13 protein-coding genes are annotated in these 14,434 nt (G+C 72.0%); 9 read left to right on the top strand and 4 right to left on the bottom strand.

Annotated elements, in window-relative coordinates:
- Positions 1–26 precede the first annotated feature (26 nt).
- Positions 27–1,199: a Cdc6/Cdc18 family protein gene (locus NO900_RS07265; RefSeq protein WP_256408555.1), complete on the bottom strand. Its 1,173-nt coding sequence runs from the start codon at positions 1,197–1,199 to the stop codon at positions 27–29.
- Positions 1,200–1,287: 88 nt separating this feature from the next.
- Positions 1,288–1,494: a hypothetical protein gene (locus NO900_RS07260; RefSeq protein WP_256408554.1), complete on the bottom strand. Its 207-nt coding sequence runs from the start codon at positions 1,492–1,494 to the stop codon at positions 1,288–1,290.
- Between the two features lie 130 nt (positions 1,495–1,624).
- On the opposite strand from NO900_RS07260, the gene NO900_RS07255 reads away from it, so the two are divergent.
- A complete protein-coding gene (locus tag NO900_RS07255; protein WP_256408553.1) occupies positions 1,625–2,026 on the top strand; it encodes a hypothetical protein in 402 nt (133 codons plus the stop codon).
- Between the two features lie 17 nt (positions 2,027–2,043).
- Here the strand turns inward: NO900_RS07255 and NO900_RS07250 are convergent, their stop codons facing one another.
- Together NO900_RS07250 and glpK are read right to left on the bottom strand one after the other, a co-directional pair.
- Positions 2,044–3,123 (bottom strand): DUF7973 family transport facilitator, encoded by a 1,080-nt coding sequence (locus tag NO900_RS07250; RefSeq protein WP_256408552.1) that lies wholly within the window; start codon positions 3,121–3,123, stop codon positions 2,044–2,046.
- Positions 3,124–4,656 (bottom strand): glycerol kinase GlpK, encoded by a 1,533-nt coding sequence (glpK, locus tag NO900_RS07245; protein ID WP_256408551.1) that lies wholly within the window; start codon positions 4,654–4,656, stop codon positions 3,124–3,126.
- 407 nt (positions 4,657–5,063) lie between these two features.
- Here glpK and glpA point away from each other — a divergent pair, with 407 nt between their 5' ends.
- From glpA to NO900_RS07205, 8 genes are all read left to right on the top strand, one after another.
- Positions 5,064–6,971 (top strand): anaerobic glycerol-3-phosphate dehydrogenase subunit GlpA, encoded by a 1,908-nt coding sequence (glpA, locus tag NO900_RS07240; RefSeq protein WP_256408550.1) that lies wholly within the window; start codon positions 5,064–5,066, stop codon positions 6,969–6,971.
- Positions 6,971–8,350: a glycerol-3-phosphate dehydrogenase subunit GlpB gene (gene glpB / locus NO900_RS07235; RefSeq protein ID WP_256408549.1), complete on the top strand. Its 1,380-nt coding sequence runs from the start codon at positions 6,971–6,973 to the stop codon at positions 8,348–8,350. Before glpA ends, glpB begins: the two co-directional genes overlap by 1 nt.
- The gene (locus NO900_RS07230) at positions 8,347–9,861 is read left to right on the top strand and encodes an anaerobic glycerol-3-phosphate dehydrogenase subunit C (protein WP_256408548.1); all 1,515 of its coding nucleotides are present in this window, start codon (positions 8,347–8,349) and stop codon (positions 9,859–9,861) included. Before glpB ends, NO900_RS07230 begins: the two co-directional genes overlap by 4 nt.
- Before the next feature lie 174 nt (positions 9,862–10,035).
- On the top strand, positions 10,036–11,049 hold the full coding sequence (locus NO900_RS07225; protein ID WP_256408547.1) for a hypothetical protein: 1,014 nt from the start codon (positions 10,036–10,038) through the stop codon (positions 11,047–11,049).
- Between the two features lie 168 nt (positions 11,050–11,217).
- Entirely contained in the window at positions 11,218–12,663 is a 1,446-nt protein-coding gene (locus NO900_RS07220) for a CRTAC1 family protein (protein ID WP_256408546.1), read from the top strand.
- Between the two features lie 89 nt (positions 12,664–12,752).
- Entirely contained in the window at positions 12,753–12,953 is a 201-nt protein-coding gene (locus NO900_RS07215) for a DUF7576 family protein (RefSeq protein ID WP_256408545.1), read from the top strand.
- A gap of 66 nt (positions 12,954–13,019) precedes the next feature.
- Positions 13,020–13,745, top strand: a complete 726-nt coding sequence (locus NO900_RS07210) for a ribosome assembly factor SBDS (protein WP_256408543.1) — start codon at positions 13,020–13,022, stop codon at positions 13,743–13,745.
- A gap of 114 nt (positions 13,746–13,859) precedes the next feature.
- Positions 13,860–14,354 (top strand): YbaK/EbsC family protein, encoded by a 495-nt coding sequence (locus NO900_RS07205; protein ID WP_256408542.1) that lies wholly within the window; start codon positions 13,860–13,862, stop codon positions 14,352–14,354.
- Positions 14,355–14,434: the final 80 nt, after the last annotated feature.

Raw genomic sequence — 14,434 nt, 5'->3', positions numbered from 1 at the left:
GCGGCGGCTTGGTCGATGGGGGCGGCTCAGACCGACCACGACGGCCGGTCGAACAGTTCCCGGAACACGAGCGTCGGGAACCGCGGGACGAGCCGGCTCGGGGGACGGCCCTTGCCGTCGCTCCGGCGGACCGTCACCCGGTCGAGCAGCTCCGCGTCCGCGAGCTCGTAGAGCACTCGGCGCACGGTCGAGGCCGAGAGGTCGACGGCGGGCCGCGAGGCGATCGTCTCCGTCGCGGCGCTCACCGACGAGCGGTCCTCGTCCGACAGGCTGACGAGCTCGTACAGCAGCCGACGGCGGCTCTCGGAGAGCGCGAGCACGCGGCCGAGCGCCGCGCCCGGCCGCGGCACGTTCTCGATCCCCGCGTCGAGGTCGGTCGGCCGGACCGTCGACGCCCCGGCCCGCTCCGCGCTGATCGCGGCGCCGGTCACCGCGGCGAGCGCGTCGTGGGCGTCGCCGTCGGCCCACTCGCCGACCTCGCGGATCTGGTCGTGGCTGATCGCGTCGCGGCCGAGCCCGGTCGAGCACCGGCTCGTCAGCAGTTCGACGAGCACGTGTCGGCGGTACGGTTCGAACGCGACGCGCTCGCCGGGCTCCCACTCGATCTCGTCGGGCGCGTCCCGGCCGAGACAGACGGGCGCGACGTGCCCGCTGAGACCCGCGAGCCAGTCGACGACGGTCGCCGCGTCCGGCGTCTCCGGCTCGTTGACGTGGTCGACCGCGACGACCACGTCCGGCCCGGTACGGACGGCGTCCCGGAGCTCGTCGGCGAGCTCGTCGGTGCCGATCCCGTGTTCGGGGACCGGCTCGTCGCCGATCTCCGAGAGGACGTCGTGGTAGAGCCGGAACCGGGTCGAGCCGCGCCGCGCGTCGACGTAGACGAACCCCGGCAGCGTCGGCTCGACCGCCCGCGTCGTGGTCTGGATCGCTCGGCGCGGGCCGCTGTGGGACGCGAGCCGGTCGAACAGCGCCGAGACGACGGCCGACTTCCCGCTCCCCTTCGGCCCGTGCACGTAGGTGCTCGGGGGGAGCGACCCGGAGAACGCTGGACTGAACGCGTCGAGCAGCCGCTCGAACACCGGTCCTCGACCCGTCGGGGACTCCACGTGCGAGACGGGAGAGACGGCGTCGAGGTCGACGAGGACGCCGGCGCCGGCGTCGTACCCCAGCCGGCGCTCGATCCGGTCGTCGATGTTCACGGTCGCCCCTCCCCGGTGTCCGAATAAAACTGGCACGGACCGCGCCGACGCCGTCGCCGCGGGCTCCGATCGGGCGCCCGACGCGGCCTCACCAGTGATCGGGCTTGTACCGGTTTATCAGCAGCGTCGAGGCGACGAAGACGACGGCCGCGACGGCGCCGGCGATCGCGCCGGCGACGACGCGCGGCCCGATCGGTCCCTCCGCGGTCACCGCCACCACCAGGGTGACGGTCGCGGCGACCGCGAGCATGTTGCGACCGTCGCTCCTCTCGAGTCCGAGCGTCTCCGCGTCCATACCGGCTCCTCGCGCCCGTCGACGTTAAATCCACCCCGAACGCCGCGGCCGCTCGGCGACCGCGGGCGGGCGTCGGGACGCTCCCGCCGCCGTCCACAATCTTAACACCCCCGGCCGCCTCCCGCGGAGTATGGCCGAACCAGAGTTCGACGAGTCGGTCGTCAAGGCCGACCGGCGGAGCAAGGCGGTCGCGCTGATCGTCGCGATCGCCGCGTTCCTCCTCGTCCGCGAGCTCGTCGTCGACGTCCAGTTCGCGTCGATCGCCGCGGCGACTGCCGGGATCGGCGTCCGCCTGTACGTCCCGTACCACGCCAGCGTGCGGGTTCCGGAGGCGGAGCGGACGTCGCTCAGCGACCACCCGACGGTCGGCGCGTACCACCACGGCGCCGCCGGGATCGGCCTGATCGTGCTGTCGGTGGTCGCCGTCGCCGCGTTCGCGTCCACTCACGGGTTCATTACCTCGGTTGGTGTCGGGATCATCGCTGGTGTCGTTTCGTATGTGGGTCTTTCCTCGGTGCTTCCGACGGGATAAAAATCGGAAGCGAGGGTTCAGGCGCCCGGTACCCAGATGGAGCCGAGAACGCCCAGGATCGCCAGCACCGCGAGGATCGAGGACGTGATGAAGATCGCCGCGGCCGGCGGGTCCACGTGCGTGTCCCCGTGCGCGTAGAAGACACGCTGGAAGGCCTCGCCGATCACCGCGCCGAGGAGTCCGAACCCGGCGCCGGCGATCAGGCCGACCGTTCCGCTGAAGCCGGCCCCGGTGAACGCGGCCCACGCCGTCGCGCCCGGGAGGGTCATGTGGTGCGTGACCGGGATCCGGTCGACGCCGAGGTTCAGGAACAGCAGCGTCGCCGCGCTGATACCGAACCCGAGGAACACGTTCCCGGTCTGGATCGCGGCGTACGCCGCCGCCAGCCCGGAGGCCGAGCCGATCGCCGCGACGTGCGACCACTTGTACATGTTCGGCAGCCACGGCTCGACCGCGAGCCGGTCCTCGCTGGACTTGTCGCCGTCGCCCGGGACCTCACCGGGCTCGCGCATCTCCTCGCGCTCGAACGGCCCCATGTCGAAGAAGCCGCTCGCCTTGCTGCTGACGTTCCCGATGACGGAGTAGCCGAACACCGCCCGGTGGAGCAGCGCGCTGGCGACGACGGTGAAGGCGATCGGGTCCGTCGGGATCGCCAGGTTCCGGAGCGTCTGTTCGAGGACGATACCGAAGACCCCGAAGGCCGCACCGACCGCGAGGATGTCCGGCCGGCTCCCCAGCGCGAAGCCGATGTCCTTCGCGTTGTGGTAGTCGAAGCCGGACTCCATCGCGCCGTCTTTCGCCGCGTACGCCGCGGCCGCCGCACCGCCCGCGAAGGAGATGTGCGGGCCGAAGACGGGACCGAAGCCGACGCCGACGCCGGCCCCGGAGGCCGCGTCGCCGCCGAACACGCCGGCGATGACGAGGAAGCCGGTGAAGATGAACGCCGGGAGCGCGCCGAGCGCGGCGCCGAACGCCCCGCCGGCCGCCGCGCCGAGCCAGATCGTCGGGTCGAGCAGGATGTCGAGGACGGCACCGATCGACCCGGCGCTCCACCCGGCCGACTGCGCGAGCACGTCCGCCGCGATCACTCCGCTCATCTACTCGTCCTCCCGTGCCCAGTCGAGTGACTTCTCGACCGCGTCGCCCCAGCGGTCGTACAGCTTGTCGACCTCGGCCTGGTCCTTCTCGGGACTGAACTCGCGGTCCACCTGCCAGTTGTCGCGGAGCTCGTCGACGTTGTCCCAGTAGCCGACGGCGAGGCCGGCGGCGTACGCCGAGCCGAGCGCCGTGGTCTCGTCGACCTCGGGTCGGGCGATGTCCGTCTGGATGATGTCCGACTGGAGCTGACAGAGGAAGTTGTTCTTGACCGCCCCGCCGTCGACGCGGAGGCTGGTCGTCTCGACGCCGGAGTCGGCCTCCATGGCCTCGGCGACGTCGCGGGTCTGGTAGGCGATCGATTCGAGCGTCGCCCGGACGATGTGCTCCTTGCTCGTGCCGCGGGTCATCCCGACGATGGTGCCGCGGGCGCGGCCGTCCCAGTGCGGGGCGCCGAGCCCCGTGAACGCCGGGACCATGTAGACGCCGTCGGTGGAGTCGACCGAGCGGGCCAGCTCCGCGGTCTGGGCCGCGTTGTTGATCAGGTCGACGTCCTCCAGCCACTCGATGGCGGCGCCGGTGATGAAGATGGAGCCCTCAAGCGCGTACTGGACGGGCTCGCCGGACATCTGGAAGCCGATCGTGGTCAGCAGTCCGTGGTCGGACTCGACGGCCTCGTTGCCCGTGTTCATCAGGTAGAACGAGCCCGTGCCGTACGTGTTCTTCGCGTCGCCCTCGTCGAAGCAGGTCTGGCCGAACAGCGCGGCCTGCTGGTCGCCGAGCGCGCCGGCGACCGGGACCGCCTCGCCGAGGAAGCCGTCGGCGTCCGTGTGGCCGTAGTACTCCTCGTCGGAGGAGGGCCGTACCTCGGGGACCATCTCCTTCGGCACGCCGAACTCCTCTAAGAGCTCGTCGTCCCACTCCATCTCCCGGATGTTGTACAGCATCGTCCGGGAGGCGTTCGTGACGTCCGTGATGTGGTTGCCCGTCAGGTTGTAGATGAGCCACGAGTCGATCGTGCCCATGACGAGCTCGCCCTCGCGGGCGCGGTCGCGGAGGTCGCCGCCGCGGGAGCTCTGCATCTTGAGCGGCTCCGCGTTGTCGAGGATCCACTCGGTCTTGGTCGCGGAGAAGTAGGCGTCGCACTCCAGCCCGGTCTTCTCGCGGATCTCCTCGACCTTGCCCGCCTCCTGGATCTCCTCGACGCGGTCGGTCGTCCGCCGGTCCTGCCACACGAGGGCGTTGTGGACCGGCTTCCCGGAGTCCTTGTCCCAGACGATCGTCGTCTCGCGCTGGTTGGTGATCCCGATCGCGTCGAGCTGGTTCGCCTCCAGCCCCGCGTCCGCGAGGCCGTCGAGGACGACCTGCTGCGTGTTCTCCCAGATCTCGATCGGGTCGTGCTCGACCCATCCGGGGTTCGGGTATATCTGTTCGTGCTGTTCGTAAGCGTTCGCGACGACCTGGCCCTCGTGGTCGAACACCATGAACCGGGTGCCGGTCGTCCCTTGGTCTATCGCACCGACGTACTGTGTCATGTTTTGGATCCCTCCTGTGGCGCTGGTCCGCGCGCGTCGACGACGCCGGTCCCGCTCCGGGCGACCCCCGGGCGGGACGGCTCCCGGCCGGACCGGGAGTCGGTTCCGCGAGGTGACCCGACCCGAACGGCCGCGTCCGGCCCGCGCGCCGGCCGCACGACCCGAGTTCGGGGGGCACCATCGCCGTCACCGCGGTATATCTTCACGGAAGCTACCACGCCGTTCGTGAACATAATGTACTACCATAATAATCTAACCCTTAAAATCCGCTTCTCAGCGCGATTCAAAAAGGTAATATATAAACAAGTCGCTCCCGCCAACGCTTACACCACTTGAACGTCCCTGATAGTTATGCAAACCGGCGGGGAGGGGGTAAAGTAAAGTGCACGGAGTCCGAGCGGCCGGATATGGACCAACAGGTGGACGTCGTGGTCGTCGGGGGCGGGTCGACCGGCTGCGGCGTCGTCAGGGACCTCGCGCGACGGGGGCTCGACGCGGTGCTCGTCGAGAAGGGGAACCTGACGCACGGCACGACGGGACGGATGCACGGGCTCCTCCACAGCGGGGGCCGGTACGCGGTCTCCGACCAGAAGAGCGCGAAGGAGTGTATCGAGGAGAACCGAGTGCTCCGCGACATCGCGTCTCACTGCGTCGAGGAGACGGGCGGGATGTTCGTCAAGCGCCCCGAGGACTCGGAGGAGTACTTCCAGGAGAAGCTGGAGGGGTGTCGCGCGTGCGACATCCCCGTCGAGGTGCTCGACGGCGAGGAGGCTCGGCGCCGCGAGCCGTACCTCGCGCGCGACGTCGAGAAGGCGATCGCGCTCCCGGACGGCGCGGTCGACCCCTTCCGGCTCTGCGTCTCCAACGCGGCCGACGCCCGCGAGCACGGCGCGCGGATCGAGACGCACGCCCCGGTGACGGACGTGCTCGTCGAGGACGGCGAGGTCGTCGGCGTCGAGGTCGAACACGAGACCGGGCCGGGTAAGCGCGTCCACCGCGAGCCCGGCGCGACCGAGGAGATCCGCGCGCGCCACGTCGTCAACGCGACCGGCGCGTGGGCCGGTAACGTCGGCGAGATGGCCGGCGTCGACGTCGAGGTGCGCCCCTCGAAGGGCGTGATGACGGTGATGAACACCCGGCAGGTCGACACCGTCATCAACCGGTGCCGGCCGAAGGGCGACGCCGACATCGTCGTCCCCCACGAGACGGCCTGCATCCTCGGCACGACCGACGAGGAGGTCGACGACCCCGAGGACTACCCCGAGGAGGAGTGGGAGGTCGACCTCATGATCGAGACGCTCTCGGAGCTCGTCCCCGCGCTGAAGGACGCCCGGACGCTGCGGTCATTCTGGGGCGTCCGCCCCCTCTACGAGCCGCCGGGGACCGGCACCGAGGACCCGACGGACATCACGCGCGACTACTTCCTGCTCGACCACGGCGACCGCGACGACCTCCCCGGGATGACGACCATCGTCGGCGGGAAGCTCACCACCTACCGGATGATGGCCGAGTCCATCTCCGACCACGTCTGCGAGACGCTCGGCCACGAGGCGACCTGCGACACCGCCGACGCGCCGCTGCCGGGCTCGGAGAGCGAGGCGCGCATGGCGGAGCTGATGGACGAGTTCGGCCTCCGCTCGCCGGTCGCGCGACGCTCGGGCCAGCGGCTCGGGTCCCGGGCCGAGGACGTGCTCGACGAGTACGACCCCAACCCGATCGTCTGTAACTGCGAGAGCGTCACGCGCGCCGAGGTGCAGGACGCGATCGGCGAGGCCGGCAGCGACCTCAACGCCGTCCGCCTCCGCACCCGCGCCTCGATGGGCAACTGCCAGGGCGGCTTCTGCACCCACCGGATCGCCGCGGAGCTGGCGCGGGAGTACCCGGAGCCCGTCGTCCGCGACGCCGAGGACGAGCTGTACCAGGAGCGCTGGAAGGGCCAGCGCCACGCGCTGTGGGGCGAGCAGCTCTCGCAGGCGATGCTGAATCACCTGCTGCACGCGACGACGATGAACCGCGACGGCGACCCGGCGAACCTCGACGGCGAGGTCGACTTCGGCGCCTTCGACGCGGGCGCCGGGTCGGGGCCGGCGGGCGCCGACGCCGACGCGGGCGGCGAGTCCGGGACGGCGGCGGCCGACGGCGGTCGCGCAGCGGGCGACGCGACCGCCGACAAGGACCGCGCAGCGGGCGACGCGACCGCCGACGAGGACCGCGCAGCGGGCGACGCGACCGCCGACGAGGACCGCGCAGCGGGCGACGCGACCGCCGACGAGGACCGCGCAGCCGACGACGCGGTCACCGACGGAGGGCGCTGATGGCCATAGACAGCGACGTCCTCGTCGTCGGCGGCGGGCTGGCGGCGATCACGGCGGCGATCGCGGCCTCGCGCGAGGGCGCCGACGTGCGGCTCGTCTCCCACAAGTCGAGCACGCTCCGGCAGGCCTCCGGGCTGATCGACGCGCTCGGCTACGTCCCGGCGACGGAGCCGGCGACGCCGCTCCGCGAGGGGCCGCCGACCGCGGGCCGCGAGCTCGACCGCGACGAGTGGCCGGACCCGGAGGGACCGCTCGCCGACCCCTTCGAAGCGGTCGACCGGCTCCCCGAGACGCACCCGTACCGGATCGTCGGCGCGGACGCGCTCCGGGAGGGGCTCGACCTGTTCGACGAGCTCGCGGGCGACGCGTACCGCGGGGGTCACACCGACCGCAACGCGCTCCTCCCCACCTTCGGCGGGAGCGTGAAGCCGACCGCGCGCTACCCGGCCGCCGCCGAGGCGGGGCTCGCGAGCGACGACCGGCCCGCGCTCATCGTGGGGTTCCGGTCGCTGACGGAGTACGACGCGCGGGCGTTCGCCGGCCGGCTGGAGGCCGCCGGCGTCCCCTTCGACGCCGCCGGCGCGGAGGTGGAGTTCGCGGAGGCGTTCCGGGCCGACGCGAAGGTAACCCGGCTGGCGAAGGCGCTCGACCACGACGAGGATATCGACGGCGTCCCCGCCCGCGAGGCGCTGGCGAAGGCCGTCGCTCCGCACCTCCACGACGTGGTCGACGAGGCGGGCGGGGTCGACCGCGTCGAGCGCGTCGGCTTCCCGGCGTTCCTCGGCGACGACGCGGGCGACGAGGTGCGCGCCGAGCTCGCGGACCGCCTCGGCGCCGACGTCTTCGAGATCCCGATGGGGCCGCCGAGCCTCCCCGGACTCCGGCTGGAGGACCGACTCTTCGACGCGCTCGACGCCGAGGGCGTCCGGTTCGAGACCGGCAACCCCGTCGTCGGTGTCGAGACCGAGGCCGACGGTCGCGTCGAGACCGTCGCGGTCGACCGGAAGGGGCGCGAGACCCCGTACGGCGCTGACGCCTTCGTGCTCGCGACCGGCGGGCTCGTCGGGAAGGGGCTCGACTCGGACCGCGACGGCGTCCGCGAGCCCGTCTTCGACCTGCACGTCGGGCAGCCGGACGACCGCTACGAGTGGTTCGTCGACGACGCGTTCGGCGACCAGCCGTACGCGCGCTTCGGCGTGCGCCCCGACGAGCGCGGGCGCCCGCTCGACGGCGACGGCGAGGCACAGTACGCGAACGTCTTCGCGGCCGGCGGGGTCGTCGGCGGCGCGGACGTCGCGCGAGAGAAGTCCGCGAGCGGGGTGTCGCTCGCGACCGGCCTCGTGGCCGGGCGGCAGGCGGCGACGGAGGCGACCCAATGACACGAGACACAGCAGACGACGGCGACGCGGGGGACGCAACGGGCGGAGAGCGCGACGGCGGGAGCGAGACCCGGGCCAGCCCCGGCGTCCCGGAGGCCGGTCGCGACGAGCAGCCGTCGATATTCGTCCCCGACGAGGGGGAGGTGCCCGAGGGAGCGGCGGGCGGCGATCGCGGTGCGAGCGACCGCGCCGCCACCGACGGCGGCGTCGAGAGCGCGTCGGGCGGGAGCGACTCGACCGAACTCGACCCGGACGCGTACGACCCCGTCGACGTGTTCCCCGGCGGGGACCTCGACCTCCGGGAGGGGGCCGACTCCTGTTACAAGTGCACGAGCTGTGACACCTCCTGTCCGGTCGCCGAGGTCGACGACGAGTTCCCGGGACCGAAGTTCCAGGGGCCGGAGCAGTGGCGGCTCAAGCGCAAGGACGACCACGACATCGACGAGTCGATCACCTCCTGTTCGAACTGCATGCGCTGTGACGACGCCTGCCCCTCCTCCGTGCCGCTCTCGCAGATGCACAACGAGGCCCGCGGCCAGTTCGTCGAGGAGCAGATGGAGAAGCTGTCGGTGGAGTACGTCCGCAACCGAATCTTGGCGAACTACCGCACGTCGGCGCGGCTGGCGAGCATCGTCCCGCGCACCGCCTCGCTCGCGATGAACTTCGGACCGGTCCGCTGGGCGATGGAGAAGACGCTGGGCATTCCGAAGGAGCGCGACTTCCCCGAGTTCGCCACGGAGACGTTCCGCGAGTGGTGGGAGGCCCGCGGCGGCGCGCAGGTGGAGAACCCGGACAAGCGGGTCGCGTACTTCCACGGCTGCTACTCCAACTACAACACCCCCGAGGTCGGCAAGGCGATGGTCTCGGTCTACGAGCACTTCGGCTACGAGGTGATGGTGCCCCCGCAGAAGTGCTCCGGCACCCCGATGTTCGCGAACGGGATGTTAAAGGACGCGCGCCGGCACGCGGAGACGAACGTCGAGAGCCTGATCGAGGCCATCGGCGAGGGCGCCGACGTGATCGCCTCCTGTACCTCCTGCTCGATGTCGCTCCGACAGGAGTACCCCGAGCTGTTCGACATCCACGGGATCGAGGACGTCTCCGAGCACACCTACGAGGCGCTGGAGTACCTCCGGATCAACGAGGACCTGGAGGGCGAGCTGGCGGACACGGAGCTCGCCGACGAGCGGGCGTTCGCCTACCACGCGCCGTGTCACGCCCGCAACCAGGGGCTCTCGCGGCAGGCCGTCGAGACGTTCCGCGACGTCGACGGCGTGACGATGGAAGACGTCGGCGACTCCTGTTCCGGCATCTCGGGCACGTACGGCTGGAAGGAGGAGAAGTACGAGAAGTCGATGGAGATCGGCGAGGAGATGTTCGAGCACATGGAGGACGCCGAGGGCGACGTGGGGATGACCGAGTGCCCCACCTGCGCGATGCAGATGGAACACGGCACCGGCTACGAGATCAAACACCCCCTCCAGCTGCTCGACGAGACCGTCGGCGCCTGATCGGTCGGCCGCCCCGCTCGCCGGCGTCTCGTCCGTCGGCGTCCGACTCCCGCCGACCCGACCCGCCTGCGCCCGAAGCGGACCGAGAAGTTCACCGACGCGCCGGCGCCTCGTTTCTCAGATTAAATAACCACAGACGAACGCTTATTCCTCGGAGTTCCGCAGTCGGGGTACGTGTCCCTCGAACGGCTCCTCGATCGGTTCGACGGCGTCGAGCGGTCCATCGTGGTCGTCAACCGCACCGACCCCGACCCCGTCCTCAACATGCTCGCCGACACGTTCGGCGAGAGCCCGGTGGACGTGACCGACGGGAGCCTCGCCGGCGACGGCGGCACCGGATCCGGCCGCGCCGGGACCCGATCCGATTCCGCCGGGTCCCGGTCGGGCGGCGTCGGCGGGGTCAACGACGTCACCGGCGGGGCCGGCCTCTCCGCCGAGCGGCTGACGATGCGCTCGGCGGACGCGGGCGAGGGGCCGGTGATAGACGTCGACGCGCTCCGGCGGAACGACGCGGTCCCGTTCGACGGCGACGACCCCGAGGCGGTGGAGAACCTCGCGCTGCTCGTCGAGGGCGACGAGGTCGTCGCCGGCTCGACGCTCGGCGAGCTCGGCGACGCGGTGCTGTTCGTGAACTCCGACCTGTACGTCACCGGGACGCGGACGCTGGCGGACGTCGACCTCCCGTCGGTGATACGCGGCCTCGACGACACGACGTTCACCCTCCGCGGGTACCCGGAGTCCAACCGACAGAAGCTCCTCCTCATCACCGTCTCCCGGTTCATCGAGCGCGTCGCGTGGACGGCCGGCGACGGGACGCTGCGGTCGTCGTTCCAGCGCCTCTCGCGGATCGACGACGAGGTCGGGACGCGCCGGGTGTACGAGAGCGTGGCCGACGCCGGCGTCGACACCCACCTGTACGGCGTGCCCGACGACCTGCCGCGGGGGCTCGACGCGGTCGTCCACGGCGGCGACGGCCCCGACTTCACCAACAGCTGGTTCGTCGTGTACCGACCGCCCGAGGGGCCGCACTCCGTCGGCGGCGACGCGGGGGCGGACCTCGGGCGCGGCGTCGAGGGCGGCGTCGGCCTCCTCGCCGTCGAGTCGGAGCCCCGGGTCTGGCGCGGGACGTGGACGTTCGACGCGGGGCGCGTCCGCGCGATGAACCGCTACATCGAGCGGAACCTCTGACGGGACCAGTCACGCGGGGCGGGACTCGCACCCGTTACGCCGAGCGGGATCCGTAACCGGATCCGCGACGTCGGGCGAAATCCGCGGTCGGACCCCGGCGTCGTATTTAGGTTTCTCGGGCCGAATCCAACCCGTGAGTTCATATTCCCCGAGCGGTGACGGGCGACCATGTTCACCGAGCGGTCCGACCTCGTCGGCGACGACGACCCGATCCGCGGGTACGGCGTCGCGGTGACGCCGGGACGGGACGGACCGCTTGTCTTCGTCGCCGGCTACGGCGAACCGAACCGGCTCTACGCCCGCGACGGCGACCGCCTCGTCGACACGGCCTGCGGCATCGTCGCCGACGGGACCCGCCACGGGATGGGCGTCTGCGCGGCCGACCTCGACGCCGACGGCTGCGAGGAGGTGTACGTCCACAACTGCACCAAGGGCGTCGACGGCGGCGGCGACCCGGACCTCCTCCTGAGCCGGCTCGAATCGGACGGCTACCGCTGGACCGACGTGTTCGCGCTCGACGTCAACGCGGACCGCTTCGACGTGCGCGCCGGCCGGTCCGTCGCCGCGCTCGACAGGCTGGGGACCGGCCGGTACGGCGTCGCCGTCTCCGGGTACGCCGCGCCGCTCGCCTTCTACGAGCTGGGCGACGACGGCGAGGTCACCGACATGGCCGACGCCGTCGGGCTGGAGGTCGACGGCGGCTGTCGGTCCCTCCTCGCGGTCCCGCACTGCTCCGGGGCCGGCGACCTGTTCGCCGGCGTCGAGCGCGGCCCGAACCGCCTGTTCCGGAACGAGAACGGGCATTACGACCCGACCGGCGGCGGCTCGCTGTCCGACCCCGCGGGCGACACCCGCGGGGCGGCCCTCGTCGACGAGGGCGGGCGGTTCGCGTTCGCGGTCGGCAACGAGGACGGGCCGAACCGCCTCCTCCGTCGCGGCTCTGCCGGCGGGTTCGAGGACGTCGCGCCCCCGGCCCTCAGCGAGCCCGACCGCGTCCGGACCGTCGTCGCGGCCGACTTCGACAACGACGGCCGCGAGGAGCTGTTCTACAACGTCTCCGGGGAGCCGAACCGGCTCTACGAGCGCGTCGGCGGGGACGGGTCGGACGCGGGCGACGACGCCTCCCGCTGGGAGCCCGTCGACCCCGGTCCCGCCGCCGAGCCGGACGGCTTCGGCACGGGCGCGGTGGCGGCCGACCTCGACGGCGACGGCGTCTTGGAGCTCCTCGTCGTCCACGGCGAGGTCGCCGCCCAGCCGGTCGCGGTCTACGACGTCCCGGCCGCCGCCGACGCCGGCTGGCTCCGCGTCCGGCCGACGACCCGTCACGGCGCCCCCGCCCGCGGCGCCGTCGTCAGGCTGGAGACGACGGCCGGAATCCAGCGCCGCACCGTCGACGCCGGCGGCGGCTGCCTCTGTCAGACCGAGCCGGTCGCGCACTTCGGGCTCGGCGGGGCGGCGCCGCGGCGGGTCGTCGTCCGGTGGCCGGACGGCCGCGAGCGGATCCTCTCCGACCCCGCGCCCGACGCGGAGGTCGCGGTCGAACACCCCTCGGAGCGGCGGTCGCCGTCGAGCGGGGGACGCCGCCTCCGCGGCGACCGGTCGGTCGGGCGGTAGCAGACGGCGGCGAGGGCCGTCACCCCCGATCGCCCGGACAGAACTGCCGCCCCTCGCAGGTTCAAGTGTCCGGGGGTGTAGGGACGGGTATGGTAGACCCGACTTCCGACCTCGAGGAGGACGTCGACGAGGAGTCCGCGCCGCGCTGTGCGACCTGCGGGGAGCCGGCGCTGGGCGTCGACCGTCGAACCCTCACGTGGGTCGACGGCGTCGACGTCGAACACCGGCACTTCTGCTCGCAGACCTGTCGCGACGACTGGGCGGACGAACGACCCGAGGCGGGCGGCTGACCCGGGAGACGACGGCGCGGACCCCGCGCGGGAGGGTTTTTCAGTACGGGGGTGGTATCTGGGGGTATGATATCGCTCGACGAGGCCGTGACGGCCCGACTGGAGTCGCACGGCGAACGGTTCGAGGTGCTGATCGATCCGGACGCGGCGCTCGCGATGAAGCGCGGGGAGTTCGAGGGCGACCTGGAGGACGTGATCGCCGCGGAGGACGTGTTCGAGAACGCCTCGCGGGGCGACCGGCCGGCGGAGGAGGACTTGGAGACCGTCTTCGGCACGACCGACGCCCTGGAGATCATCCCCGAGGTCGTCGAGCGCGGGGAGATCCAGATCACCGCCGAGCAGCGCGAGGAGATGCAGGAGCGGAAGCACAACCAGCTCGTCACCACCATCACGCGCAACGCGGTGAACCCCCAGATGGACGACTCGCCGCACCCGCCGGAGCGCATCGAGCGCGCGCTGGAGGAGGCGGGGTTCCAGGTCGACCCGATGGAGCCGGTGGAGAACCAGGTCGACGACGCGCTGGAGGCGCTCCGCCCCGTCATCCCGATCCGGTTCGAGGAGGTGACGATGGCGGTCCAGCTCCCGGCCGACTACGCGGGCTCCGGACAGGCGCAGATCCGCGAGTTCGGCGACCTGGAGCGCGAGGAGTGGCAGAACGACGGCTCGTGGGTCGGCGTGCTCACGTTCCCCGCCGGCCTCCAGAACGACCTGTACGACCTCGTCAACGAGGTCACCTCCGGCGAGGGCGACGCCCGCGTGATCAAGGACAAGGACGAGCTGCGGACGCGGTAGGGCGTGCACGTCGCGGTCGACGCCGGACTCGTCGCGCTCGCGACGTCTCCCTGACGGGTCGCCATACGTGCCGCGGCCGAGAGCTTCATACCCCGCCGCGAGCCTCCTCCCTCCATGCACGAGCGCGCGGCGGAGTTCGCGGCACGGGCGCGGGACAGATACGGCGTCGACCTCGAGATCTTGGAGTTCGACGCCGGCACGGAGACGGCGGCCGCGGCGGCCGACGCCGTCGGCTGCGACACCGCGGCGATCGCCTCCACGATCGTGGTGTCGCTCTCGGGCGGCGACGTCGAGGGTGACGAGGGTCGGCTGGTCGCCGCGATCACCAGCGGCGCGAATCGCCTCGACCTGGACGCGGTCGCGGCTCACTTCGGCGCCGACGGCGCCGCGATGGCGGACCCGACGCGCATCCGTGAGACCGTCGGCTGGAGCATCGGGGGCGTGCCGCCCCTGTGTCACGACGCCGCGCTCCCGACCGTCTTCGACCCGACTCTCGCCGGCTACGACACCGTCTACGGCGCCGCGGGGACGCCGAGCGCCGTGTTCGCGATCGACCCCGACCGGCTCGCGTCGCTGGCCGAGGCGACGACCGTCGACCTCACCGAGTGAGGGCGGACGGGGGTCCCGCCGCCGACGCCGCCGACGCCGCCGATCGACGACGACGCCGTTGGTGATCGAACCCGCGCTCC

This window comes from Halorubrum rutilum (assembly GCF_024494565.1).
This window is presented reverse-complemented; position numbering and strand designations above follow the sequence as displayed.

Bases quoted from the DNA above. Each gene is read 5' to 3' on its own strand.
- NO900_RS07260 (WP_256408554.1), bottom strand. From the start codon at position 1,494: ATGGACGCGGAGACGCTCGGACTCGAGAGGAGCGACGGTCGCAACATG.
- NO900_RS07255 (WP_256408553.1), top strand. From the start codon at position 1,625: ATGGCCGAACCAGAGTTCGACGAGTCGGTCGTCAAGGCCGACCGGCGG.
- NO900_RS07250 (WP_256408552.1), bottom strand. From the start codon at position 3,123: ATGAGCGGAGTGATCGCGGCGGACGTGCTCGCGCAGTCGGCCGGGTGG.
- glpK (WP_256408551.1), bottom strand. From the start codon at position 4,656: ATGACACAGTACGTCGGTGCGATAGACCAAGGGACGACCGGCACCCGG.
- glpA (WP_256408550.1), top strand. From the start codon at position 5,064: ATGGACCAACAGGTGGACGTCGTGGTCGTCGGGGGCGGGTCGACCGGC.
- glpB (WP_256408549.1), top strand. From the start codon at position 6,971: ATGGCCATAGACAGCGACGTCCTCGTCGTCGGCGGCGGGCTGGCGGCG.
- NO900_RS07230 (WP_256408548.1), top strand. From the start codon at position 8,347: ATGACACGAGACACAGCAGACGACGGCGACGCGGGGGACGCAACGGGC.
- NO900_RS07220 (WP_256408546.1), top strand. From the start codon at position 11,218: ATGTTCACCGAGCGGTCCGACCTCGTCGGCGACGACGACCCGATCCGC.
- NO900_RS07215 (WP_256408545.1), top strand. From the start codon at position 12,753: ATGGTAGACCCGACTTCCGACCTCGAGGAGGACGTCGACGAGGAGTCC.
- NO900_RS07210 (WP_256408543.1), top strand. From the start codon at position 13,020: ATGATATCGCTCGACGAGGCCGTGACGGCCCGACTGGAGTCGCACGGC.
- NO900_RS07205 (WP_256408542.1), top strand. From the start codon at position 13,860: ATGCACGAGCGCGCGGCGGAGTTCGCGGCACGGGCGCGGGACAGATAC.